This is a genomic window from Clostridium sp. CM041 (assembly GCF_055081035.1).
This window is the reverse complement of the sequence record NZ_CM143648.1, coordinates 1,651,860-1,677,651: the sequence shown is the minus strand read 5'-3', so window position 1 is coordinate 1,677,651 and position 25,792 is coordinate 1,651,860. Positions and strand designations below refer to the sequence as shown.

The window sequence follows — 25,792 nt, the reverse complement described above, 5'->3', positions numbered from 1 at the left end:
GGAGACAAATTATATGAAAAAACTTTTAAAGTTAACTAAAGGAAATAGATTATTATATATTACAGCAATAATTTCTATAGCAGTAGCTACTTTCATAGCAATGCTGGAGCCTATGGTTATAAAAGTAACAATAGATTCAATAATAGGAAATAAACCAATGGACGTTCCATTACCTATGCAAAAATTGGTTATGCTATTAGGTGGCACAGGTATGCTTTCGAGAAATCTATGGATATGTGCTTTGGGGCTTGTAATATTAACATGTATAAGAGGGGTTTTCTTATTCCTAAGAGGGAATCTTTCTGCTCGCGCTGCTGAAAATATTGCAAGAAATATGAGAGTTAAGCTGTATGATCATATTCAGAATTTGCCATATGGATATCATGTAAAAGCAGAAACAGGTGATCTTATTCAAAGATGTACGTCAGATGTAGATACCGTTAGAAAATTCTTTGCGACGCAAATGGTGGAAATAGGAAGAGCGTTTTTTATAGTAACATTCGCAATTTTAATGATGTTATCACTTAATAAAAAAATGACGATTATTGCCATGGCAATAGTACCAATTATATTTATATTTTCATATGTGTTCTTTTATAAAATAAAGGATACTTTTGAGCACTCAGATGCACAAGAGGGGGTACTAACCTCAGTGCTTCAAGAAAATCTAAGTGGAGTACGCGTGGTTAAAGCGTTTGGAAGGCAAAAGTTTGAGATTGAAAAATATGAAAAAGAGAATATGAAATATAGAGATTTAAATTTCAAATTAGTAAAGCTACATTCAATTTATTGGTCTACATCAGATATACTTTGTATGACTCAAATTGGTTTGGTTTTAGTATCGGGCATATATTTTGCAGTTAATGGAGAAATAAGTTTGGGCAGTTTGGTGGTATTTAACACATATGAAGGAATGTTATTATGGCCAGTAAGGCAGCTGGGTAGAATTCTTTCAGATATGGGCAAAATGTCAGTTTCGCTTAAGCGAATAACGAATGTTCTTGAAGAGCACGTAGAACAAGAATATGGAAAAGCACTTAAGCCACAAATTAAAGGTGATATAAGCTTTGAAAATGTAAACTTTGAATACGAGAAAGATAATAAAATTTTAAGCGATATAACTTTCACAGTAAAGAAAGGCGAAACAGTGGCTATTGTTGGACCAACAGGTTCAGGTAAGTCATCGCTAGTGCATCTATTATTAAGACTTTATGACTATAATAGTGGGTCTATAAAGGTTGATGGAGTAGAGCTTAAGGATATTGAAAGAAAGCATATGAGAAGAAATGTTGGAATAGTGCTTCAGGAGCCTTTTCTCTATTCAAGAACTATAAAGGAAAATATCAAAATGGCAAAGATAGACTCTGAAGATATAGAAATTCATGATGCGGCTACAGTAGCTGATGTGCATAATGTTATAGCTTCTTTTGAAAAGGGGTATGACACTATTGTAGGAGAAAAGGGTGTTACCTTGTCAGGAGGACAAAGGCAAAGGGTCGCCATAGCAAGGACACTTATAAACAATATGCCTATATTGATATTTGATGATTCACTAAGTGCGGTGGATACTGAAACTGATAGAGTTATAAGGCAAAAACTTAAAAAGAAAAGTGAAAGTAATACTACCTTCATAATCTCTCACAGAATTTCTACAGTTATGGCTGCGGATAAAATTATTGTAATAAATCGTGGAAAGATTGAAGACATAGGAACCCATGACATACTCATTAAAAAGGATGGTATCTATAAAAGAATATGGGATATACAGACATCGTTAGATTCCATAAAGGATGAAAAGCAGGTGCTTAATGAGTAAAAGGCAGGTGATATTATGGATAGGATAGATGAAAATAAAGCTACTAAAAAAATAGATATAGGTGTATGGAGAAAGCTCTTTAAATATCTTACAGAATTCAAAAATGGACTTATATTTTTGGCTTTCCTAATGGTAGGTGTGGCAGGCGTAGATGTAGTAATGCCACTACTTACAAGGTATGCTATTGATAATTTTATTGCAAAGAAAACAATAGACGGGCTTGCAATATTTGCATTAGTTTACTTTTGCATAATTGTTTTTCAAGCGTTAAATGTAAGATTATTTATAATGCATGCAGGTAAAATTGAAACGCACTTAGCTTATCATATAAGAAAGCTTGGGTTTAAAAGGCTTCAACAGCTATCTTTTTCATATTATGATAACTCATCAGTGGGATGGCTTATGGCAAGGATGACCTCAGATGTAACAAGGCTTAGTGAAATAATATCCTGGGGATTAATTGATATGGTGTGGGCAATAGTTATGATGACTGGGTTTATAGGAGTAATGCTTTATAATAACGTAAAGCTAACTCTTATAAGTATGAGTGTGGTGCCATTCTTATTTTTACTAGGGATATTTTTTCAAAAAAAAATATTGAAATCATATAGAAAGGTTAGAAAATTAAATTCACATTTAACTGCGGATTTTAGTGAAGAGGTATCTGGAGCTAAAACTACTAAAACTCTTGTTCGTGAAGAAGAAAACTTAAACGAATTTAAACAAGATGCAGGCAATATGAGAAATTCTTCAGTTAAGGCAGCTATGTTCTCTGCTCTCTTTCTTCCAATTGTTATATCTATGGGAAGCGTAGGAGCAGGTTTTGCTTTATGGCTAGGAGGGGATAGGGTTATATCACAATCGTTATCTTATGGTACTTTTGTAATGTTTATTGCTTATACTGTGCAGTTCTTCGACCCTGTAAGTCAGCTAGCTGGAACCATTGCAGAACTTCAGAATGCTCAAGCATCTGCAGAGAGAATTATAGCTTTAATAGAAACTGAGCCAGATATATGGGATAAAAATGATGTAATTGAAAAGTACGGAGATTTATTTAATGCAAAACAAGAAAACTGGGAAGAAATACATGGAGATATTGAGTTTAAAGATGTGTGCTTTTCCTATAAAAATGGAGAAAAGGTGTTTCAAAACTTTAACCTAAAAGTGAAAAAAGGTGAAACTATAGCATTAGTTGGAGAAACAGGTTCTGGTAAAAGCACTTTAGTAAACCTACTTTGTAGATTTTATGAACCAAGTAGTGGAGAAATATTAATTGATGGAAAAGATTATAGAGAAAGATCACTATTGTGGCTTCAATCTAATGTAGGCTATGTACTTCAAAGCCCACATTTATTTAGTGGAAATATTAGAGATAACATTATATATGGAAAGCTTAATGCAACCTTCGATGAAATTGAAAATGCATCAAAGCTTGTAAATGCTCATGGGTTTATAAGTAAACTAGAAAAAGGCTATGATACGCAGGTTGGTGAAGGGGGAGGGAATCTATCCACAGGTGAGAAACAACTTATTTCCTTTGCTAGAGCCATTGTAGCAGATCCAGCACTATTTGTTCTTGATGAAGCTACATCATCTATAGATACGGAAACAGAAAGAATGATACAAAATGCCATAGAAAAAGTTTTAAATGGTAGAACTAGTTTTGTGGTTGCCCATAGACTTTCTACCATAGTATCTGCAGATAGAATTCTTGTTATAAGAAATGGAAAGATTACGGAATCAGGAAATCACAAAGAACTACTAAAAAGAAAAGGTTATTACTATAAACTATATACAAATCAGCTCTTAGAAGATAAGGAAATGGAAAGCAAAACTGTGCTTTCTTAAGAGAAAGCACGGCATAGAAAATTCTGATATAATAAATTATAAATACAAGGGACGGTTAATAACTTTACTAGAAGTTATTAACCGTCCCTATTCTATAGTTTAGTATATTACGTATGAGCTCTTACAAATAATAGTTTATATATTTGAATAAGAATTAGAGGCATAAGGGAGAGTCCATATATCATAACACGTTGGGTTATTGTTAAAGTAGCTACTTCGAAAACTCCCATAAATGGCTTAAAGCTTAAAACAAATTCTAAAAGTAAATAACCTAATATAGTGGAAATCCATAAATATTTATTTGAGAAAACTCCTATTCTAAATATTGATTCTTGTGACCTAGAGTTAAATCCATGGAGCAGTCTTGATAAACACAGTGTTGCAAAGGCCATCGTGCTTGCAACCACAGTATCACCGGTGGATAATCCTATATGGAACGCTGTCATTGTACATAGTGCAATTAGTAACCCTTCAAGTAGTACTTCTATTGAAAAGGATTTATTTAATATAGGTGAGTTTATATTTCTAGGTTTTTCATCCATTATATTTTTATTATGAGGCTCAAGTCCTATTGCAATAGCTGGAAGGCTATCTGTAACCAAGTTGATAAACAAAAGGTGCACTGGTGCAAAAGGCATCGGAAGCGCTGCAAGTGAAGTATAAAGCACTGAGATTACAGCAGCAGAATTTCCAGATAATAAAAATTTAATTGAATTTTTTATGTTCGAATATATACTTCTGCCATTGGAAATTGCCTTTACAATGGTTGAAAAGTTATCATCCATAAGTACTATAGAAGCAGAATCTTTAGCAACCTCAGTACCCGTTATTCCCATAGCTATACCAATGTCTGCTTGTTTTAAAGCAGGGGCATCATTTACACCATCACCGGTCATTGCCACTACATTTCCTCTTTCTTGCCATGCTCTTACTATTCTTATCTTATGTTCAGGGGATACTCTTGCATATACAGAAATATTTTCTACCTTAGATTTAAGCTCTTCATCATTTAAGGAATCAATTTCATAGCCTTCTATAGCAACAGATCCATTATTTAATATACCTATTTGTTTAGCTATGGCAGAAGCGGTTATTTTATGATCTCCAGTTATCATTACTGGCTTAATGCCAGCCTTGATACATTCTGCAACTGCGACTTTAGATTCCGCTCTTGGAGGATCCATCATGGAAATTAGACCTACAAATGTCAAGTCATTTTCATCGCACGTATCAATTGTTTTTCCATTTTCTATTTCTTTATAAGCAAAAGCTAAAACTCTGAGTCCACTTTCAGAAAATTCCCTATTTACCCTTTCAATTTCCGTTTTATCATCATTAGTGAGTGTTTTAACTCCACTTGATGTAACAATAGTTATTGTCCTTAATAAAAGTACATCAAGTGCACCCTTGGTTATCATAAAGGTTTTGTCTTTAAGTTTATTTGCTGTACTCATTAGTTTTCTATCGGAATCAAAGGGTACCTCGAAAGCTCTTGGATAGTCGTTTCTGATATCTAGCTCATCCAAATCATATAATTCACCTAGGTTTACAAGTGCAACTTCAGTGGGATCACCAATCTCTTTGTCTTTAATAGTTACAGCATCATTACATAATAGCGCCATTAGTACAAGATTCTTTTCCAAAAGATTATCATGGTCAAGTTCATCATGAGACAATACTTTTTCATCAACATATACCTTTTGTACAGTCATTTTATTCTGTGTTAGCGTCCCAGTTTTATCTGAGCATATCACTGAAATGCTTCCCAAGCTTTCAACTGCATGAAGCTTTCTTACAACAGCATTTTCATGAGACATTTTTTGGGTTCCAATGGCAAGAACTATTGTTACTATTGAGCTTAAGGCTTCAGGTATTGCAGCAACAGCAAGAGATACGGCAAACATGAAGGAGTCAATAATTGCATAGTCTCTAAATATATTGAGAGCGAAAATAAGAGTTGATATTGCAAGTATAACAAAGGCAAGTTTTTTACCGAAGTTATCCAAATTAACTTGTAATGGAGTCCTCTTTTCCTTTGCTGTTTCTAAAAGGTTAGCTATTTTACCTAGTTCTGTTTTCATTCCAATAGATGTAACTAAAACAACAGCTCTTCCATAGGTTATAAAACTTCCGGAAAACACCATATTTTTTTTATCACCAATTGATACATTATCCTCATTTATTATATTTGTTGTTTTTAAAACGCTTTCTGACTCACCTGTTAAAGAACTTTCATTTACCTGAAGACTGTAGTTTTCAATTATTCTTCCATCAGCACTTACATAGTCTCCTGCATCTAAATATAAGATATCTCCAACCAGCAATTCCTTTGAAGGGATTTCTAGCTTTTGACCATTTCTTAGAACCTTAGCTGTGGGAGAGGAAAGAGCCTGAAGGCTTTTTAAAGATTGTTCTGCTTTAATGTGCTGAAGAGTTCCAAGAATCGCATTTATAACAATAACTACAATTATAACAAGTGTACTCTCAAACTTTGAAAGGAAGGCTGATATTATTGCAGCGCCTATAAGTATTAATACTAAAAAGTCCTTGAACTGATCTAAAAACACATGTATGTGACTTTTTCTAGCAGCTTCAGTTAATTCATTAAAGCCCTGTTCTTCTCGCCTGTTTTTTATTGCAAGGTCATCTAGTCCTTTGTCATTAACCCCCAGAGTGCTCATCACTTCTTTTGATGTTTGATTATAAAATATTTTCATTATTGTCCCCCTTCTGAAAGTAGGATAGTGTAAACACTATCTCTGTTTTATTACTATTAAATGAAAAATAGCTAATAAAAATAGATATAAAACCTATTGATTATAATAACAGGGCAAAACAAAAAGACTCTACAATTGATATAACTATCAATTGTAGAGTCTTACTAAACTTTAGAAGTTATCAAAGCCGGGATTTAATCCGTGGTGACGACTTTGATCCTGTTTAAAAAAACAGGAAGTTACTCCCTCTACATATATTATTTTGTAACCTGTACATAATCTTTATACTCATATACTAATATTTTTAAGTGTATTTGTCAACATAAATATATTAAATATTCAATATATTAAGAGATGAAGGTAACTGCAAATGTTAATTATGATAAAAATAAGAGAGTGTAAGTACATAATTTTTAATGGTAATATTTAAAATAAAAAAGTATAAATCAATGTATCGATTTATTTAGAAACCAACTCAAATGTGGTATTATTAAAAATAACCAACACAGTTATAAATTTATCTGTGGAAGGTGTAGAAAAGATTTTTGACAGATTTTACATGGTAGACAAAACCCGCTCAGAAAAAGGAACAGGACTTGGACTTTCTATTGTAAAAACATTAGTAGAAAAAATGAATGCAATCATAACAGCGGATATTATTAATGACGTGTTATGCATTTGTTGTGAATTTAAAAGACTATAAAAATTGCCACCTACATGTAGGTGGCAATTTTATTTCTTAAATAAAATTTTGACTTAATCTTTTGATAACACGGTTTTCACCCATAACTTGCATTACTTCATGTAAATCTTGAGTTTGTGTTTTATTAGTTATTGCTACCCTTACTATTGTGGCAACATCTGATAGTTGACCTTTAAATAAATCTGGATTCTTTTTATAAGTTTTCGCATTTTTTGCATACCCAAGTTCGAGTGCTAGCTCTTTAAGGGTTGCAAACCAAGTGTCATTATCATGGGAATGATTATATACATCTATATAGCTAGTAAGAACTCTTTTTACTTCATCCATAGGTATATGAGTAGGAAAATTGTAACTACCTTTTATGCTATTTTTATAAAGATCATCAAAGAAATATTCAATATGTTCTTTTACATCTAACCATTTTACAAAATCTTTTCTTGGCTTTTCATTTTCTCTTTCAATATTAAATATATTTTTAGAATAATCTTCATTTTCAATTAGTTCATTTGCAATTGAAGTATCATAATGTTTAGCCCAATTAAGATAAAGGTCGTATACGGTAGAGGCATCCATAGTGGCTATAACATTTTTACTAATATCATTAAGTTTTAAAATATCAAATAGAGCTCCACTTTTGCTCATGTTTTCAAGGGTGATATTAAAGTTTGTGCAAGGTTCATTTTCATGGGTATCTCTCCACTCTTGAAAATTAGAGTTAATAAGATTTACGAGGTACTCAGTTACAGCTATAAAAGGATAACCTTGAGATTTATAAAAGTCTACGGAAATTTCAGGGTCGTTTCTTTTACTGAGCTTACGTTTTGATGTACCATCCATTTTCATAATTGTAGGTATATGAGCATATTCTGGAGGGGTACAGCCTAACATTTCAAATAGCTGCAAATGTATAGGAAGAGAAGAAAGCCACTCTTCACCACGTATTACATGGGTTGTTCCCATTAAATAATCATCTACTGCATGTGCAAAATGATATGTTGGAATCCCATTAGTCTTAAGGAGTACAATGTCTTGGTCGTTTTCTGGCATACTTATAGTCCCTTTAATTAAATCATTACAAACTACTCTTCGACCTGATTCTTCAGGAGATCTAAGTCTTATAACATAAGGTGTTCCCTTTGATAACTCAGAATTAATTTCATCAAGACTAGAATTTCTGTGAATAGCCCATTTTCCATGATAACCTGTATTAATTTTAAGTTCTTGTTGAGTTTTCCTTGTGTTATCTAAAGCTTCTTCAGTGCAAAAGCAAGGGTAAGCTAATCCTTTTTTTATTAGTGATTTTACAAAAGCATGATATATACTAATTCTGTCGCTTTGTTTATAAGGTCCATATGTACCTTTTTCATTATCAGAATCTACAACTCCTTCATCAAAAAGAATTCCAAAATCCCTTAGAGTGTTAGTGGTGTCTTCAATGGCGCCAGCAACCTCTCTCTTTTTGTCAGTATCCTCTACTCTAAGATAAAATATTCCTTCGCTTTGATGAGCTAGTCTTTCAGATATAAGAGCCGCAAATACACCTCCAAGATGCTGGAATCCAGTAGGACTTGGGGCATATCTTGTAACCATAGCATTAGGTTTAAGATTTCTTTTTGGATAAAAATCTCTATAGTGTTCTGGAGTTGTGGTTATGTTAGGTAGAAGTAAATCTGATAGTTTTATATAATCCATTTTAATCATCCTTTCTTATAAAAGTGAAGCAATGTACGTGATAATTTAATTAAAAATAAAAAAACCTATCATCCTATAATAGGATGAAAGGTAAACTTATTGGTTATCTTTAAATTGAAATTACAATTACTTTTCTTTTCCATTATAGTTAACACTAATTATACATATATTATCTAGATTGTCAACATACAATAAATTATATTTTAAGCAAAAATTAACAATATATATATATTGGGAGATAACTTGGCATCAATTTTATAATAAGGCTAGCATCTAGAATTACATAAGGTGTCAAGATGTAGTCGTATAGAATAGAATAGCATCACGAGTGGAAAAAGTATAAGAAGTCAAAGCTTTAGAAGTGCACCTATGGCTAATGAAAAAGCAATAAATCTATACAAATGTCTAGGTTTTGAAAAATAAGGTATAATATATAAAATAAATGAAACATATAATTAGAAGTTATCAAAAGTAAAGACTTAAGGGAAAAATATGGAAGTGAGATGATGATATGGGAGCATTGGTTCTGCTAAGCGATTTTACTGAAAAAGATAATGTTAATTTGAAAAAGAAGATGAAAGAATTATTTTTAGATAAAAAATATACTTTAAGCTATATACCTTCAATGACTGATAGAAATTTAAAGTGTTTTGAAAAAACAAAAAATAAGTTAAGTGAATATGGGAACTTCGAATTTAATTATTTTGATATAGATTATTTTTGTAATATAGAAAAAATAGATAAAATATTTAAATCGGAAGTAATATATCTATCATCAGGGAATACCTATTACTTTTTAAATAGCTTAAAGAAAAGATATTTTATAACTAGACTTAGAAGGTATGTTGAAAATGGAGGTTATGTTATAGGATTAAGTGCAGGGGCAATAATGATGGCAAAAGACATATCAGCTGCACAATTTGGTGATGAAGATATAGTTGGATTATCAGATTTATCATCTTTAGATCTAGTTGATTTTGACTTTATGCCGCATTGGAATCATCACAGCCATTATTTAGAGGATTTATTAGAATATTCTAATAATACGGGCAATACAGTTTATACATGTAATGATGGCGATGGAATCATTGTGATTGATAATAAATTGCACTTTTATGGGGATATAAAAATGATAAAAGAAGGTGAAATAAGGAAAGCTTAGTTAAAAGTCGATGTAATAATTTATACATCGACTTTACTGGAAATATAAAATATTAAATAGTTGCATTAGCAAGTCTAAGTTTAGTCTTATTCTTCTTGAAAATTTGATGCATCTCTAGTATTTCTAAAGAAATATAAGTATATTTAATGAATATAGCAGCTGTAATGAAGGATATCATGTCCGATACAGGATAAGCAAGCCATGCTCCAAATACACCCATATCCAAACCACTTACAAAGGCATATACTAGTGGAATAAATACTATTAGTTGTCTAAAAATAGATAATTTTAAAGAGGCTTTAACTCTATTTATAGCTTGGCAATAGGCGATTGATAAATAATATACTCCAATGCAAGGGAATACAGCTATAACTACTCTAAAAGCCTTTGCTGTCTGTTGTATAATGGCAGGATCATTTATAAATAATCCTATAAGTTGTTTTGAAAAGATCATGAATATTGCCCATAATAAAGTTGAACTTACAGATACTGCAATTATAGATGTTTTAACAACTTCTTTTAATCTTGTATAATTTCCAGCACCATAATTATATGCGGCTATAGGTTGCATAGCTGAACTTATACCCATAACCGTCATAAACAAAAACATTGAAACTCTTGTAGTTAAACCAACTGTTACGATGGCCAAATCTCCGCCATAAGAGGCTAGTAAATTGTTTAAGATAGCAGCGACTACGGCATCTGATATCTCTATTATAAAGGTTGAAAACCCAACACATATTATTCCAATTGATACTGCTTTATTAAGGGTTAATTTAAAAGAAAATTTTAATCCCTTTTTTATTTTTATAAATACAATTAAAACATATATAAAAGCGATTATCTGAGATACTACTGTTGCTATAGCAGCTCCCTTTACTCCATATGAAAATACATTTACTAGGAAATAATCTATAATTACATTACAAATTGCTCCAATAGAAGTACTTAATAAAACTATTTTAGTGTTTCCAAAAGCAGTTATAATATAAGATGCAATTAATGTAAAGGATTGAAATAAAACTCCCATTAATATTATACTTACATAATCTTTTGCAAGAGGAAATGTATTTTGCGAAGCACCTAAGCTAAGTAAAATTTTATCTTGAAAAATAAAAATGCTAAAACTAACCACAGATATTATTATAAACATTAGAACTATAGAATTAGGTATAATAATTCTTAAATTTTCAAAGTCTTCGTCTCCACAGCTTCTTGCAACGGCGGTAGAAGCACCAATGGCTATAAGCATAGATATAGCTAAAAATAATCTTTGAATTGGAAAGGCAATGGTTAAAGCACCGATTGCATTAGCTCCTATTGATTGTCCCAAAAACATAGAATCTACCATGTTGTACATTTCTGCTACCATTAAAGAAATTATTGCTGGCACGGAAAATTTTAATAATAGTTTCCAGATTTTTTCCTCGCCAAACATTTTGTTGCTTTCTGTGACACTACTCATTGTCATGAAATTCACTTCTCCTTAATCAATTTGTTTCCTTAAAATTATTATACGCTATTATGAATATTTTAACATTCACACAATTGCTACATAAAAAGTACAAAGTTGCTGACATGTGAGAATGGATAATGCTTAAATAACACAAAAACACCTTAAAACAGGTGTTTTTGTACTTCTTGAAGAACTATTAAGGTAGAACCATAGCCTTCAATCTTTATTATGTTATTATAAACTGCAGTTTTTTTTGCAAAAGACAAAGAAATATTGGGAGCAGAAATCTTAGTTAGAATTTTCCATTCATCATAACCTAGTCTTTTCGGCTTACCCATACGTAACCAAATATCGTAAGCTGAGCCAACTTTTTCTCCAATTTCATATTTGATAACTTTATAGTCATGCACTAAATTTTTGATGGATAATGATATTTTTCTTTCAGTAATATTTTTGCTACCCTTACCTTTAGATAAATCCTCTAACTTAATCAGGGTATTAAGTTCATCACTGTAACTGTAAAGTAAGACCTGGATATCTTCATCTTGCCTTGTGATAATATATCCATCACCTTGGTCTATAACCTCATTTCCTAGTTTTGATAATAAATAATAAGCATAGTAGGAAGCTTTCTTTATACCATCTAAAGTAAGCAGGCCTGGTGAACCAAAAAACAATTCGTTGTTTAAAATTGAGTTCTCCTCCACGGTATCAAAAGCTTTTAGGGTGAGCAGACTGCTATTGTTGTTAATAAAATTATGAATAATATATGGAAGCATATAGGAAGAATCATAAATAGTGTTTATAGCTTTAGGAACATTAAAAGGATCCTCTATTAAATTTTGCAATTTATATCTTTCAAAAATTTCCCGAGTAATATTTATGTACTCTACAGATAAATCCTTTGAGGCTTGGAATTTCCACAGCTTTACTACCTCAATTCCATATATATTAGCAAAATATAGTATAAAGCTTTCTAAAAGTTTTATGAAAGAATTTTTATCTTCAAAAGTCTGATTCAATATTATTAATGGTACAAGAGATATATCCATTAAGAATTCTAAAAGTTTTTCAACTTCATTCCAGTTTAAAAACCTTACATTTTCATTGAAATAAATTTTCATTTCTTTTCCAAATAGGTTTTGAACTATACCATGTTTAAAACCTATAGCATCTTGAATAGCTCTTAAATATCCTTGTTCCCGTGCTTTAATAAGTTCTTTTGCTTGTCCTAAATTTATTTTTTCCTTCCATTTATGTTGTAATTCTGTGCTTGGGTATGCGAAATCGGTTTGGAGTTTTATAATTTTGTTAGTATAGTTAAATCTATCATAGTCCTCTAAATAATAAGATAAATACTGAAGTGAGCTAGATAAATCATAAGTTTCTACTTTTTTAAAGCTATCAAATTCATCCTCTGGTATATGATATTTTTTTCTGAATTGCAGAGGAGTACACTTGTAGTAATCTTTAAAGCTTTTATTATAATACCTAGCATGAGAAAAACCAACATCCAAAGAAATATCTGAGATTGTTTTATCAGTATCTAATAGTAGTTTAATAGATTCATCTACTCGAACATTATTTACTAACTCTTTAAAAGTTGTTCCAGATATGTCTTTTATTTGATGACATAAATAGTAAGAACTTAAGTATTCTTGATTAGCTATATCCTGTAAAGTAATTTTATTCATGTAGTTATTATATATGTACTTGATGATCCTATGATATCTCTGAAATTGCATTACATTTTCTTTTAAAGCGTTCTCATAAGTAAGATAGTGAAAGTTATTTATTAAATGGAATAATAATTTCACTAAAACAGCATCTATTTGATCATCAAAGTTCTCACTCTTTTGTATTACCTCGCAAGCTAGTATAGATAAGTATTGCCTTAAAACATCATATTTTTCTTCGTGTTGTGCACCTTCTTTACTAGAGTTCGTATAAAAATAAATATTTTTCATATCATCATAATACTTTTCAAAAAATGTAAAATCCAAGTGAAAGATTAAAACCTTATTTTTCTCATTTGAATAAATTCTATGGGGTTCATCACAATTTATAATTTCAAGCTCATGCGCATATACTTCATAATTCTCTGATTCAATAAGTACATTAATAGTGCCCTCAAGCACAAATACTATTTCTATAGAATTATGCCAATGGATTGGATAATCCTTTATATCCTCAAGGGAAATGCTTATAGGTAAATCGTTTATATAACTTATGTATTCTTTTCTCATTGTAATAACCTCTTTATTAATTATTATGTATATGTATATTATACATCACGAATTTAAAAGTTATACCCACATGGTAAATTGCAGAAAAAAATAAAAATATGGAGGGTTAACAATTTACTAAAAAAATTACATAATAAATGAATAATATGGAAACACTATTATTGTATTACTTTAAGAATTGATATGTATTTAGAGGCTGTAAGGAGGAGTTAATGGGGAAATATATTTATATTGTTATTTCAAGAACACCCACTTCTACAGGTAAGATAGTTAGAAAATTTTTAAAAGAAAAATATAATCATGCATCAATTAGCCTGGATAAAAATTTAATTCAAATGTATTCCTTTTGTAGATTTTCAATTAGCAATCCCCTTGTAGGAGGTATAGTGAGAGAAAGTGCATTTACTCTTACCATAGGACTTGAAAAAGATGTTCCTATTAATGTATATCGGATACCAGTAACTGTTAGAAAATATGAATTAATAAGTAAATTCATATATGATATATATAATGATACTGAGAAATATTACTATAATTTTCTTCAAGCTATTGGGATTATTTCTAATAAGAAGCATGCTGTTTACAAGACATATATATGTTCTGAATTTGTTATGGAGGCATTAAGGCAAGGAGGGATCAAGCTTACTTCATTAGAACCCTATCAGATAACACCAACGGAAATTTGTGACATTATGGAAAAATTTATTTGTTATTCTGGAAATCTCAACGACTATCCATTTAAACAGAAGATAAAAACAAAAGAGGATGAGCTTTTCTTTTGTAAAACAGGTTTTTTTTATGAATGGGTACATACGCTTAGACATTTTTGGAAGGTTATATATAGAGATATGAATAGCAAAAAAAATAGTAGTAGGATTTAAATTTAAATTGTTGATAAAGTGTCTTATTTAGGGTAGTAACATATAATGCAAGAATTAAAAATAAAAATAAAACATATAAATCGTATGTATCAATAATTTATACATCTGATTTATATGTTTTTTGCATTGAGATACACTAAAATGTAGATTATACTTTAAATATGAATTTTTAAATTAGGGGGAAAAACAATGGGTAATTATCATCATACAATTTCTATAAAGTTGGAATTAAACGAAGAAGAATATGAAGCTATTAAAAGCTTGGAAGCTGCTTGCTATGAAAAACAAAAAATTAATTTAAAATTAGAACTTGGTCTTAAAATGCGCCAAAGAAAAAAAAATGTAAACAATAAAATTGTTGGAGAGTTTCTATATTATGAAAATGAAATTCTAGTAGGTTATTTAGGCTTATGCAATTTCGGAGGAGCTACAGTAGAAATAAGCGGTATGGTACACCCTAATTTTCGTAGAAAAGGAATCTTTAAAAAACTATATTTAATTGCTAAGGAAGAATGGCAAAGAATATGTCCTCAAGAGGTGTTAATGATATGTGACCATACATCGGTTTCGGGCCTTGCATTTATTAACTCCATTGGAGCAGAATATGGTTGTTCAGAGTATAAAATGTGCTTAAATAAGAAAGTTTTAGAGGCTACTCCTAGCAATGCAATTAAACTTAGATTGGCATCAACAAGTGAAGACTCGATTGAAATTGATAGGCAAAGTTCTATTTATTTTGGAACTCCTAAAAAAGATGCTCATGATAAAGAGGATAAAATGGACATGGAAAAACCGTCAATTAATGTGGATGATAATTTTATTAGTTATATGGCTGAGCTTAATGGGGAAATTATAGGTAAAATTCATATTTGTATAAATGATAATGAGGGGTTTATTTATGGAGTTGGAGTAATTCCAGATTTTCGAAGAAGGGGATATGGACGAGAAATTTTAAATTCTGCCCTTAATATATTAAATAGTAAAAATGTAGATAATATTTTTATTGAAGTTTCTAGGTCAAATAAAAATGCACTTGGACTTTATGAATCCTGTGGATTTGAAGAAATTTCTGTAATGGATTATTATGTAGTATATTAAAGCACTAGATGTTCATCATATTTACTGAGGAACGTCTTTTTTTATATTGATTTCGATTTAAATCTATTAAATCATCTTCTGCGGAGATAAAATGTTGTACATTAAATTAAATTTGCAATGAAAATAAAAGTAATAAGTGGTTGTTGTACTATTATTTGTAAAGGAAAAAATCTATAAAATAATATTTATAGATTTTTTCCTTTGAATTCTAAATATCCATTTTTTCTTAGTTTACAAGAGGGGCAGTCTCCACAACCATTACCTTTTATTCCATTATAACAAGTTAAAGTATCCTCTTTAACGATATCAAGTACACCTAAATCATAAGCCATTTTCCAAGTTTCTGCCTTGTTAATCCACATTAAAGGTGTTTCAATTACAAAATCATAACCCATAGCTAAGTTTAAGGTAACATTTAGAGATTTTATAAATACATCTCTACAATCTGGGTATCCACTAAAATCACTTTGAGATACACCAGTTATAATATTGTTTATACCTCTTTGCTTTGCAAACACAGCTACAAAACTTAAGAATAATAAGTTTCTTCCATCTACGAAGGAATTAGGTACACTATCTTTAGGTGCTGACGTGTCCACTTCTATATCTTTTCTTGTTAATGAATTTGGTGCTAGTTGGTTTAATAGGTTTAAGTCTAAAAAATGATGTTCAACGCCGTGCTTTTTACATATTTCCTTTGCACATTCGAGTTCTAATATATGTTTTTGACCGTAATCAAAAGATACGGCTATAACTTCTTTATATCTCGCCAGCGCCCAAAATAAACAAGTTGTGCTATCTTGTCCACCACTGAATACTACTACTGCTTTTTCTCTATTCATAATCAATATGCCTCCCCTTATTTAGTATAAAGCCTCTATTTATTTACTATAAAGCATCATCAATTTATTATTTAAAATCACATCAGTATTAAATCTTCCCCTAAAAGTAGTTGACAATGTTTTAGTGCCTGGCTTTTTTATTCCACGGGTCGTCATACAGGCATGCTCACCTTCTATAATAACAGCCACATCGCGTGAGTTAGTAACCGTCTGCATAATCTCAGCTATGTCTGTACCTATTCTTTCTTGAAGCTGTAATCTGCGACCTACCATATCAGCTATTCTTGCAATTTTACTTAAACCAATAATTTTTTTTGTAGGAACATATGCAACTGTAACTTTCATATCATACATTAAAGCTAAATGATGTTCGCAATGACTAAAGATTTGGATATCCTTCATTATTACCATATCACGAGACTGTTCTTCAACTATTAAATCATCAACAAATGTTGTATTAAACATCTTTGAAATTTCATCATTGCTATATCGCATGCCAGCGAATACTTCTTCGTACATTTTAGCTACACGGGTTGGGGTATCTTTAAGGCCTTCCCTTGAAGGATCATCACCTATTGCTATTAAAATACCTTTTATATGCTCTTCAATTGCTTTCGTATCAATTGCCATATTTTACACACCTCTCTTATTTGGATCCCAAATGATTTTATGAAGTTGTACTTGAAGATTAACACCATTCATTTTATTATACTTCATAAATTCTACAATCTCTTCTAGGTCAATTTGTCCGAATACCGGACTAATATATACATTTGTTTTGCTAGTTAGCTCATATTTATCTATTATAAATTTGGCCTTTTGTAAATCTGACCTGCTGCCAGATACAAATTTAACTGTATCTTTATAACTTAAATATTTAAAGTTATTTAAAGCCATTTTATCTTCCATATTACTTGAAGGTAATTTATAATCCATATTAAAGCTTGGCGGATTTTCTATACTTAAAAATTCATCTAAAATAACACTACCATTAGTCTCTATTTCAATATGAAGCGATCTATCTCTAGAAAGCGTTTGTAATAGCTCTATAATTTCTTCTTGAAGCAGTGGCTCACCACCAGTTAAGGTTATATTTCTAATTTTGGTAGATTTTATATATTTGTATATCTCAACAGGCGTCATGAAGTCATAACAAACAGTTTCATTATTGGCCCAGGTGGTATCGCAATAGCTACAATGTAAATTACAGCCTGCAAATCTTATAAATACTACTAGTTGTCCTGATAGAGGACCTTCTCCATTAACACTTATAAATTTTTCAACTACTTTGTATTTCACTTTAACGCACCTCGCTTTCTTCATATGATGCACTATTAGTAGGCGTTTCATAAACCGTAGTTTTCTTTACAAGATAACCTTTATCTTTCATTAGTTCAAAAAAAAATGATGCAAAGTTTTCTGCTGTTGGTCTAAAATCAACCAGGATTACATTAAAGCCATCTTGCTTTAGACAATTTAAGGTTTCGCTCCTCATGGTATCTTCTTGCACTATTAAGGCATGATCATAAGAATCTACCATATCTTTAACATCTTTTTTTAAATCACCAAAATCTATTATCATGCCGTCAAGTTGTCCGCCTTGTGCCAAGGTTTCTGATTGAACGTAAACTTCAACCTTCCATCTATGTCCGTGAATATTTGAACATTTTCCTTTATAACCAGAAAGAAAATGTGCACTGTCAAAGCTGTGTTCTGTCTTTAAAATATACATGGGTTCACTCCTCTCAATTTTATGTTAACATCTTTAATATTTCAAAAAAATCATTTTATTTTTCATGTTTTATAATTTTTTGTAAATAAAAAAGGGCATAATCTACCCTCATACAAAAAAAAGCTACCTAAAACGGTAGTTACGTCCTAGTTTTGTTTATAGACAGGATGGTTTAGAACTGTCTTATTATGTTTTATTATTATTAATTTTACTATAAGTTATGAGGTATGTCAACTCAATATAAATTTTACTTTAAACTGAAATTGTGCAATAATATAAAGTTGTAAAAGCATATTCAGTTATAGTATTATGGAGAAATATTGGATATAATATATCTAAAAAATAATGTTGTTAGTGAGGAGTAAAAATGAAAATAGGATTTGATCAGAAAAAATATTTAGAAGAACAATCAAAATATATTTTAGAAAGAGTTAATAATTACGATAAATTATATTTAGAATTTGGGGGGAAGCTTTTTAATGACCTTCATGCAAAAAGAGTTTTACCAGGATTTGATGAAAATGCAAAGATTAAGTTACTACATAAATTAAAAGAAAAAGTTGAAGTCATTATTTGTGTATATGCAGGAGATATCGAGCGAAACAAAATTAGAGGGGATTTCGGTATTACATATGATGTTGATGTTTTAAGATTAATTGATGATTTACGTGAATATGATCTTGATGTAAATAGTGTTGTAATAACCAGATATGATGGGCAACCAGCAACTACGATTTTTATAAATAAGCTAGAGCGTAGAGGAATAAAAGTATACAAACACAGGGCAACCAAAGGATATCCTACAGATGTAGATGCAATTGTAAGTGATGAAGGATATGGCAAAAATCCATATATTGAAACAACAAAATCTATTGTAGTTGTAACAGCACCAGGGCCAGGAAGTGGCAAGCTAGCTACTTGCCTTAGTCAGCTTTATCATGAACATAAGCAAGGCAGAGCAGCCGGTTATTCAAAGTTTGAAACCTTTCCAGTATGGAATATTCCTTTAAAGCATCCCTTAAATATAGCATATGAAGCTGCAACAGCAGATCTTAACGATGTAAATATGCTGGATTCATTCCACTTTGATGCTTATGATAAAATATCCGTAAACTATAATCGCGATATTGAAACTTTCCCTGTACTTAAGCGAATTATAGAAAGGATAACAAATGAAGAAGCTGTTTATAAATCTCCAACAGATATGGGAGTTAACAGAGTAGGCTTTGGAATTATTGACGATACGGTTATTAAAGAAGCATCTAGACAAGAGATAATAAGAAGGTATTTCAAAACAGGATGTGAGTATAAAAAAGGTTACATAGATAAAGAAACCTTCGAGCGGGTAAAGCTTCTTATGGAAGAGCTTAATTTAAAACAGCAAGATAGGAAAGTTGTTATTCCTGCAAGAGAACGCTCGTCTGCTTTAAAACAATGTTCGAGTAAAAATGAAACTTGCCCAGCAATGGCAATGGAGCTTAATGATGGAACAATAGTAACTAGTAAAAGTTCATCTGTAATGGATGCAACAGCTGCCATAATTTTAAATGCTGTTAAATATTTTGCAAATATAAATGACGAGATTCACCTTATTTCTCCAGTAATACTTGAGCCAATTATAAATCTAAAATCAAAAACATTAGGTAGTAAGAAACCAGCTTTAGATTGTGAAAATGTGCTAATTGCCCTTAGTATATGTGCTGCTACAAACCCAACAGCAAAGGTAGCCATGGATAAATTAGTAATGCTAAAAGGATGTCAAGCTCACTCAACTACAATTATAAGTACAAATGATGAGCAAACTTTTAGAAAACTTGGCATAGATATAACCTGTGATGCAGAATATGCAACTGAGAGTCTTTACTATAACAATTAGTTATTTTAAAGATACCTTGTTTCTAATAACATAGAAGTAAAAGCTCACTCTATTAAAGTAGGGTGAGCTTTTATATTAAAAAAAGAGTAAGTTTATAAAAACTTATCTCCATAATAGCAACATCCAATGGCCCCATTAAATTGTGGATGCTTAATTGATACTATCTCTTCATAATCTTCTTTTAAATATTTTTTTAGTGCGGTATTATTAGCAACACCGCCAGTTAAAATTAATTTTTTACCTTTAAATCTACTCAAAAGAGGTTGAAGTCTCTTGTATAGAGAATAGTTAACACTGGAACATAAGTTTTCTATACTTACACCTTCAGCTATTTTTCCAATTAACTCTGACTCAGAAAACACAGCACATGTTGAATTAAGTTCTACAGGATTTTCATAATTCACACTCATGTCATCAAGAGATATTTCAAGTACATTTGCCATATTCTCTAAATATCTACCACAGGAAGCAGCACATTTTTCATTAAGCTCTAGGTCAGTGGTGATGCCTTTTTCTACTTTTACAACCTTAACATCTTGGCCACCTACATCTAAAAGTATAAAATCTTTTAAGCCAGTTTGATAGAGCCCCCCATACACATGGGCTTTTATCTCATTTATTGGTGTGAATAACAATAAATCAATATTATTTCTTCCGTAGCCTGTAGATACTGCCCTATCAATTTGCCTAATATCAAGCTTATCTAAATTAACAATAATCTTACCATCAAAGTCGCAGTAATTTCGGTAAAAACTCATGGTACTTACTTTCGCCTTCTGTATTATCTTATTATCTTCCATTAAAACAATTTTAACCTCGCGGCTTCCAAGGTCAATTCCTAACACTCGCATTTTTCAGCCTCCTTCAAATCTAGTAGCATATCAAGAAAGGCTTCTAACCTAAGTTTTGTTCTTGCATCTAAGATATTTAACTTGTCACCTTCGATATTTAATATGGGTATATCTAGTTTTTCTTTTAAAATAATATTTTCGACTGCTCTATAGCAAAAGGCTTGAGTGTAGTGAATTATTCCATCTAGTTTACGTTCGTCAATTTGAGTTTGTAACTCTTTGATCCTAAAGTCAGTATCATAAGGATAAGTGTAGTCATAATATTGCTGAAATATATTTAGTGATTTATCTGCTCTTGGAAAAGCAAATTCTCTTTGAACTTCATTGTATACAAAATTAGCATTAAACTTCTCAGCAAATTCATAGATATCGCAAGTCATAGGAGGAACCCCTATATATCCAAGTCGTAGTTTTCTAATTACTGGTTTTTTATTTTTCATATCACAAATAGATTTTTTAAGTTCGACTTCAAAGGCATCTATATCTCCATTAAAATCACTTAAGCTTACTTGATATAGATGATTTTCAAAGCCGGTTACCTTATTATGGATATATGTTAATTCATCAATTGTTTTAGCTAAGGATCTAATTTCATTTAGCCTTTTTCTAACTACTTCAACTTCTTCAATTGTTACATTAAAGATACTCATAAATTTATTTATTTCGTGTTCTACATCATCTAATTTGTGACTGTGTGGAAAGGAAAAGGGATAAACTTTTATTCCTTTTAACGTAAGCACTTCAATAAGGGCTTTGGTATTAGAACAGTCGCCCTCCACAACTCCGATTATCTCTTTAATGCCGTTTGCTAAGCACGCTCCATAAATTCCCTTTATCCAAGTGCACAAGCTTTTAGGAAAGCCATCTTTTTCTGCAATGTCTATATATTTCAAATAGTCCTTAGAGGTTATAAAAACATTATTTAAATCTACAGGGGTATAACCCGCCGCAATTAGAACCTCTACAGGTACGGTAGTTGTTAAGCCTATTTTCTTCATTTTAAATCCTCCTAAAAAATAAAAAAGGGCGTAAAACGCCCTTAACGTCCTAGTTTTGTTTATAGACAGGATGGTTTAGAACTGTCTTATTTAAGTTTTACATTAATAAAGTTTACTTCATATAATTAAGTATGTCAATTAGACATTATTTCTACGTACATAAATAAAATTTAAAATATTATTAAAAAATATATTGACGCTAACGTTACGTTATAGATTATTATAGATTTGTAGGGAAGAAAATAGAGAAGGGATTTCTAGGGTAACGACACTTTAGTTTATGAAGATGCAAAGCTGATTCAGTATTGATGATGATTAATAAAGAACGAAGGAGATGATTTTATGTCCTACAAAATAAAAGAAGTAGCTGACATGGTTGGAGTAAGCGTACGTACACTTCATCATTATGATCAAGTAGGTATTCTAAAGCCAGATTCTGTAACAACGTCAGGATACAGACTTTACACTGAGATGGACATTGAAAGATTACAGCAAGTTTTATTTTTTAAAGAACTGGATTTTACTTTGCAAAAAATAAAAGAAATTTTAGATAATCCAGGTTTTGATAGAAAACATGCGTTAATGACACATAAAGAGTTACTGATAGAAAAAAAGAAGAGACTTGATAAGATAATAAAATCTGTAAATAAAACTATAGATTCCATTGAAGGGGGAACAGATATGAATAAGAAGGAAATGTTTGAGGGATTTGATATGACTGGAATAGAGGCACATAAAGAAAAATATGCAGAGGAAACAAAGCAAAAATATGGCAACTATGATGAATACAAGGAAAGCGTGAAAAAAACCTCAAAGTACACAAAAGATGATTGGGCCAGAATCAATACAACAAGTGGAGAAATTTACAAGAAAATTGTAGATAATATGGATAAAGGTATAGCACATTCAGAAGTTCAAAAGGCAGTAGGCGAGCTAAGACAGCAAATTACAGATAACTTCTACAATTGTACTATAGAAATATTTAGAGGACTTGGAGATTTATATGTTTGTGATGAACGATTTACAGCTAATATTGATAAGTATAAAGAAGGTCTAGCTAAGTTTTTAAGTGAGGCAATGTATTACTATTGCGATAAGGCGAAAAAAGGTGTCACCCACTTGGAAAGTAGCAAGTAAAGAAAAGGGACAGTAATAATTTGTATAAATTATTAACTGTCCCTTTGAAAATTTCATTGAGGTTTTGTTTTATAATTTGGAAAGAACAAAATAGATTGTAACATGTATATTGGAATGTTATTATTAGATTGTAAAACTTTGAATTTCGTTGCAAGGATAAATATTACAAATATAAGAACTAACAAATTAAACAAGTATAATAAATGATAGTATTTCAAAATGAAAAGGGGGATAAATTTGTTTGTATTAATTAAAGGTATAGGATTATTACTTTTTACATTGTTCTTGTTTTCACTTTTTAGTTTAAAAATGCCTAAAGGTCAAAAAGCTATGTCAGGCCTGGCAAATGCTGCTGTAGCAACATTTTTAGTGGAAGCGATACATAAATACATAAGCGGAAATTTATTAAACATTAAATTCTTGGGTGAAGTAGGCGCTTCATCAGGAAGTATGGGTGGCGTAGCTGCTGTAATATTAGTTAGTATAAATATGGGGTTGAATCCTATATATGCTGTAACAGCTGGTGCTGCAGTATTTGGGTATGGTATTCTTCCAGGATTTGTAGCTGGATATATAATTGCATTCATAGGCCCAATTTTAGAGAAAAAGCTACCCAAAGGACTAGATATAATAGTTGGTGCAATTTTGATTGCACCACTTGCTAGGGGTATCGCTTTAGTGGTAGATCCAATGGTAAATTCAACTTTACTTAGTATTGGAAGTATGATAACTGTCGCTGCTAATCAATCCCCTTATATTATGGGGTTCTTATTAGGTGGAATTATGAAGATGATATGTACATCTCCTTTAAGTGCTATGGCACTAACCGCAATGCTTGGGTTACAAGGTCTTGCAATGGGGATAGCATCTATTGCCTGTGTTGGTGGAGCTTTTTCAGATGGTATAGTATTCAAAAGACTTAAACTTGGTGATAAAAGTAACATAATAGGTGTGATGCTTGAACCGCTAACACAGGCTGATATAGTAACTTCAAATGCACCTCCTATATTTTTTTCAAACTTTATAGGAGGTGCACTAGCTGGTTTAAGTGCTGCTTATTTTAAAATAATAAATAATGCTCCGGGTACAGCTGCACCTATTCCTGGATTATTAGCACCATTTGGTTTCAATGAACCTAAATCAGTTATTTTTGCTATGTTATTTGCCATATGTGGTGGAATTAGTGGTGGACTCTTTGGTTCTACTATAGTTCTTAATATTAGAAAAAAAAGAAATAAAAAAGTAGAAAAGGAAGATGTTGTAGCGTAAAGTAGAAAAATCAAGGACCGTTAATAATTTTATAAATTATTAACGGTCCCTGATTTTGGTTTATTATTCACTAATCGCATATGAGGCATTTACAAAATAATTAATCTAGTATTTGTACGTTTAAGTATTTAACGCCCCAGTTATTAACTTCTTCAGGGGTGTTGAAAAATACATCTATAAAGTTACCTTTTATTGCAGAACCAGTGTCCGCAGCAATTGCATTGCCATAACCTTCAACATATAATTTTGTTCCTAAAGGAATGACATTAGGGTCTACGGCTATTGTACTATAGCCATTTGGATTTCGCTCAGTCTTTCTTCCGGAGGCAGTATAAGTATTACCTGGAGAATCTGTCGAATAGGCAGTGGCCTTTACACTAAAAGACCTACCAGAAGATGCAGTAGCTTTTAAATTAGCAGCCCTTGAAGGAGCTGAACCATTTTGAGGATTCACAGAATTTTTTAAAGATTCTCCTCTTGAAGGGGTTATGGGTGACAAAGTGCCTTGAGCTATAATTTTACTCTGAGGTTCTTTAACTACAGCTTCTTTAACAACTTTTCTAGTTACTTCTTTCCCATTCTCATAAGTTACATTTAAAGTAATACTTTTTTCGCCTTTTGTTCCATTTTGTACAACCTTACTTTCAGATTTTAATGTATCGCTATCCTTTTTAATAACAGTTTTAAAATCAATGGGTTTTGTTTGTTTTAGTGTTTCTATTTTAACTCTAGTTATGGTAACATCCATACCTTTAGATAACTTCGTTTTTACTGATGGTGAAACCTTATCAGTAGGGCTTAAAACGATTTTTTCTGTAGTTAACATTAGGGCGATATCTTTTTCAGCAGACTTTACGTTAAGCTCTTTATTGTCTACTAAGACTTTAATATTTACAGCGCGATCTATAGTTATAACATCATTGGTAGTTATTTTTGAATTTAAAGATTTGTCAATCCTATCTTTTACTGCTATATTTATACCAGCTTTTTCTAAGGCGCTGTCAAAAGTTTTTTGGTAAGTTACTAATTTAGTAGGTTTGCCATCTACAACCACTGTAATATTTTTTCTGATAAAGCTCATGAAAACAGTTAAAGTTGCAATTATGGTGATAAGAATAGATCCAATTACAATTTTTGTTCGCTTATCTTTCATAAATTTAAGCAGAATATCATCTCCTATTATAAAATTCAGTACAAAGCATCTTCAAAAAATAATACTAATCATTCTAGTCTATTTTTTTTGATGATTAAGTACTGGTGTCAGATGCCCAAAATACAGTAATCTTAAACATATTATAGTTAAAATCACTCTCAAAAGATGCATGAGAAGTAGGGGAGTCATGTATATGTACCAATATATGGAATGATAGGATATTTCAACAACATTGTAGCACGTTTATTTGTGAGAGGCAACTATTTTTTTGTTGCAAGTAGGTTGTAGAGTGCAAGCAACTCATTTGTAGCGTGA

20 protein-coding genes are annotated in these 25,792 nt (G+C 31.1%); 9 read left to right on the top strand and 11 right to left on the bottom strand.

Going from position 1 to position 25,792, the window contains the following annotated elements; genetic code table 11:
• Window positions 1–13 precede the first annotated feature (13 nt).
• On the top strand, window positions 14–1,816 hold the full coding sequence (locus ACWJJT_RS07845) for an ABC transporter ATP-binding protein (RefSeq protein ID WP_462956627.1): 1,803 nt from the start codon (window positions 14–16) through the stop codon (window positions 1,814–1,816).
• Between the two features lie 15 nt (window positions 1,817–1,831).
• Window positions 1,832–3,664: an ABC transporter ATP-binding protein gene (locus ACWJJT_RS07840; RefSeq protein ID WP_462956626.1), complete on the top strand. Its 1,833-nt coding sequence runs from the start codon at window positions 1,832–1,834 to the stop codon at window positions 3,662–3,664.
• Window positions 3,665–3,771: 107 nt separating this feature from the next.
• Here the strand turns inward: ACWJJT_RS07840 and ACWJJT_RS07835 are convergent, their stop codons facing one another.
• The gene (locus ACWJJT_RS07835; RefSeq protein ID WP_462956625.1) at window positions 3,772–6,381 is read right to left on the bottom strand and encodes a cation-translocating P-type ATPase; all 2,610 of its coding nucleotides are present in this window, start codon (window positions 6,379–6,381) and stop codon (window positions 3,772–3,774) included.
• Window positions 6,382–6,826: 445 nt separating this feature from the next.
• Here ACWJJT_RS07835 and ACWJJT_RS07830 point away from each other — a divergent pair, with 445 nt between their 5' ends.
• On the top strand, window positions 6,827–7,084 hold the full coding sequence (locus ACWJJT_RS07830) for a sensor histidine kinase (protein WP_462956756.1): 258 nt from the start codon (window positions 6,827–6,829) through the stop codon (window positions 7,082–7,084).
• A 36-nt stretch (window positions 7,085–7,120) separates the two neighbouring features.
• Here ACWJJT_RS07830 and gltX read toward each other — a convergent pair whose 3' ends face one another.
• Complete coding sequence (gltX, locus tag ACWJJT_RS07825) at window positions 7,121–8,776, bottom strand: glutamate--tRNA ligase (protein ID WP_462956624.1); 1,656 nt, start codon at window positions 8,774–8,776, stop codon at window positions 7,121–7,123.
• Window positions 8,777–9,287: 511 nt separating this feature from the next.
• Between gltX and ACWJJT_RS07820 the strand changes: the two genes are divergently transcribed.
• Window positions 9,288–9,938 (top strand): Type 1 glutamine amidotransferase-like domain-containing protein, encoded by a 651-nt coding sequence (locus ACWJJT_RS07820; RefSeq protein WP_462956623.1) that lies wholly within the window; start codon window positions 9,288–9,290, stop codon window positions 9,936–9,938.
• A 52-nt stretch (window positions 9,939–9,990) separates the two neighbouring features.
• Here ACWJJT_RS07820 and ACWJJT_RS07815 read toward each other — a convergent pair whose 3' ends face one another.
• Window positions 9,991–11,409 (bottom strand): MATE family efflux transporter, encoded by a 1,419-nt coding sequence (locus tag ACWJJT_RS07815; protein WP_462956622.1) that lies wholly within the window; start codon window positions 11,407–11,409, stop codon window positions 9,991–9,993.
• A 146-nt stretch (window positions 11,410–11,555) separates the two neighbouring features.
• Entirely contained in the window at window positions 11,556–13,640 is a 2,085-nt protein-coding gene (locus tag ACWJJT_RS07810) for an AraC family transcriptional regulator (protein ID WP_462956621.1), read from the bottom strand.
• A 212-nt stretch (window positions 13,641–13,852) separates the two neighbouring features.
• Here ACWJJT_RS07810 and ACWJJT_RS07805 point away from each other — a divergent pair, with 212 nt between their 5' ends.
• On the top strand, window positions 13,853–14,521 hold the full coding sequence (locus ACWJJT_RS07805) for a hypothetical protein (RefSeq protein WP_462956620.1): 669 nt from the start codon (window positions 13,853–13,855) through the stop codon (window positions 14,519–14,521).
• Between the two features lie 189 nt (window positions 14,522–14,710).
• Window positions 14,711–15,619: a GNAT family N-acetyltransferase gene (locus ACWJJT_RS07800; protein ID WP_462956619.1), complete on the top strand. Its 909-nt coding sequence runs from the start codon at window positions 14,711–14,713 to the stop codon at window positions 15,617–15,619.
• A 185-nt stretch (window positions 15,620–15,804) separates the two neighbouring features.
• Here the strand turns inward: ACWJJT_RS07800 and queC are convergent, their stop codons facing one another.
• Genes queC through queD form a run of 4 tightly spaced genes read right to left on the bottom strand, consistent with a single transcriptional unit; the run spans window position 15,805 to window position 18,193 of the window.
• Window positions 15,805–16,461, bottom strand: coding sequence for a 7-cyano-7-deazaguanine synthase QueC (queC, locus tag ACWJJT_RS07795; RefSeq protein WP_462956618.1), 657 nt, complete (start codon window positions 16,459–16,461; stop codon window positions 15,805–15,807).
• Between the two features lie 39 nt (window positions 16,462–16,500).
• A complete protein-coding gene (folE, locus tag ACWJJT_RS07790; protein ID WP_462956617.1) occupies window positions 16,501–17,091 on the bottom strand; it encodes a GTP cyclohydrolase I FolE in 591 nt (196 codons plus the stop codon).
• A 3-nt stretch (window positions 17,092–17,094) separates the two neighbouring features.
• Window positions 17,095–17,760, bottom strand: coding sequence for a putative 7-carboxy-7-deazaguanine synthase QueE (gene queE / locus ACWJJT_RS07785; protein WP_462956616.1), 666 nt, complete (start codon window positions 17,758–17,760; stop codon window positions 17,095–17,097).
• 1 nt (window position 17,761) lies between these two features.
• Window positions 17,762–18,193 (bottom strand): 6-carboxytetrahydropterin synthase QueD, encoded by a 432-nt coding sequence (queD, locus tag ACWJJT_RS07780; protein WP_462956615.1) that lies wholly within the window; start codon window positions 18,191–18,193, stop codon window positions 17,762–17,764.
• Between the two features lie 367 nt (window positions 18,194–18,560).
• Here queD and ACWJJT_RS07775 point away from each other — a divergent pair, with 367 nt between their 5' ends.
• A complete protein-coding gene (locus ACWJJT_RS07775; RefSeq protein WP_462956614.1) occupies window positions 18,561–20,069 on the top strand; it encodes a DUF1846 domain-containing protein in 1,509 nt (502 codons plus the stop codon).
• Window positions 20,070–20,161: 92 nt separating this feature from the next.
• Here ACWJJT_RS07775 and ACWJJT_RS07770 read toward each other — a convergent pair whose 3' ends face one another.
• On the bottom strand, window positions 20,162–20,920 hold the full coding sequence (locus ACWJJT_RS07770) for an acyl-CoA dehydratase activase (protein ID WP_462956613.1): 759 nt from the start codon (window positions 20,918–20,920) through the stop codon (window positions 20,162–20,164).
• Entirely contained in the window at window positions 20,908–21,918 is a 1,011-nt protein-coding gene (locus ACWJJT_RS07765) for a 2-hydroxyacyl-CoA dehydratase family protein (RefSeq protein ID WP_462956612.1), read from the bottom strand. The genes ACWJJT_RS07770 and ACWJJT_RS07765 overlap by 13 nt, the downstream gene beginning before the upstream one ends.
• A gap of 342 nt (window positions 21,919–22,260) precedes the next feature.
• Here ACWJJT_RS07765 and ACWJJT_RS07760 point away from each other — a divergent pair, with 342 nt between their 5' ends.
• On the top strand, window positions 22,261–23,055 hold the full coding sequence (locus ACWJJT_RS07760) for a MerR family transcriptional regulator (protein ID WP_462956611.1): 795 nt from the start codon (window positions 22,261–22,263) through the stop codon (window positions 23,053–23,055).
• Between the two features lie 237 nt (window positions 23,056–23,292).
• Window positions 23,293–24,324: a PTS sugar transporter subunit IIC gene (locus ACWJJT_RS07755; RefSeq protein ID WP_462956610.1), complete on the top strand. Its 1,032-nt coding sequence runs from the start codon at window positions 23,293–23,295 to the stop codon at window positions 24,322–24,324.
• 100 nt (window positions 24,325–24,424) lie between these two features.
• Here the strand turns inward: ACWJJT_RS07755 and ACWJJT_RS07750 are convergent, their stop codons facing one another.
• Window positions 24,425–25,477 (bottom strand): 3D domain-containing protein, encoded by a 1,053-nt coding sequence (locus ACWJJT_RS07750; RefSeq protein ID WP_462956609.1) that lies wholly within the window; start codon window positions 25,475–25,477, stop codon window positions 24,425–24,427.
• Window positions 25,478–25,792: the final 315 nt, after the last annotated feature.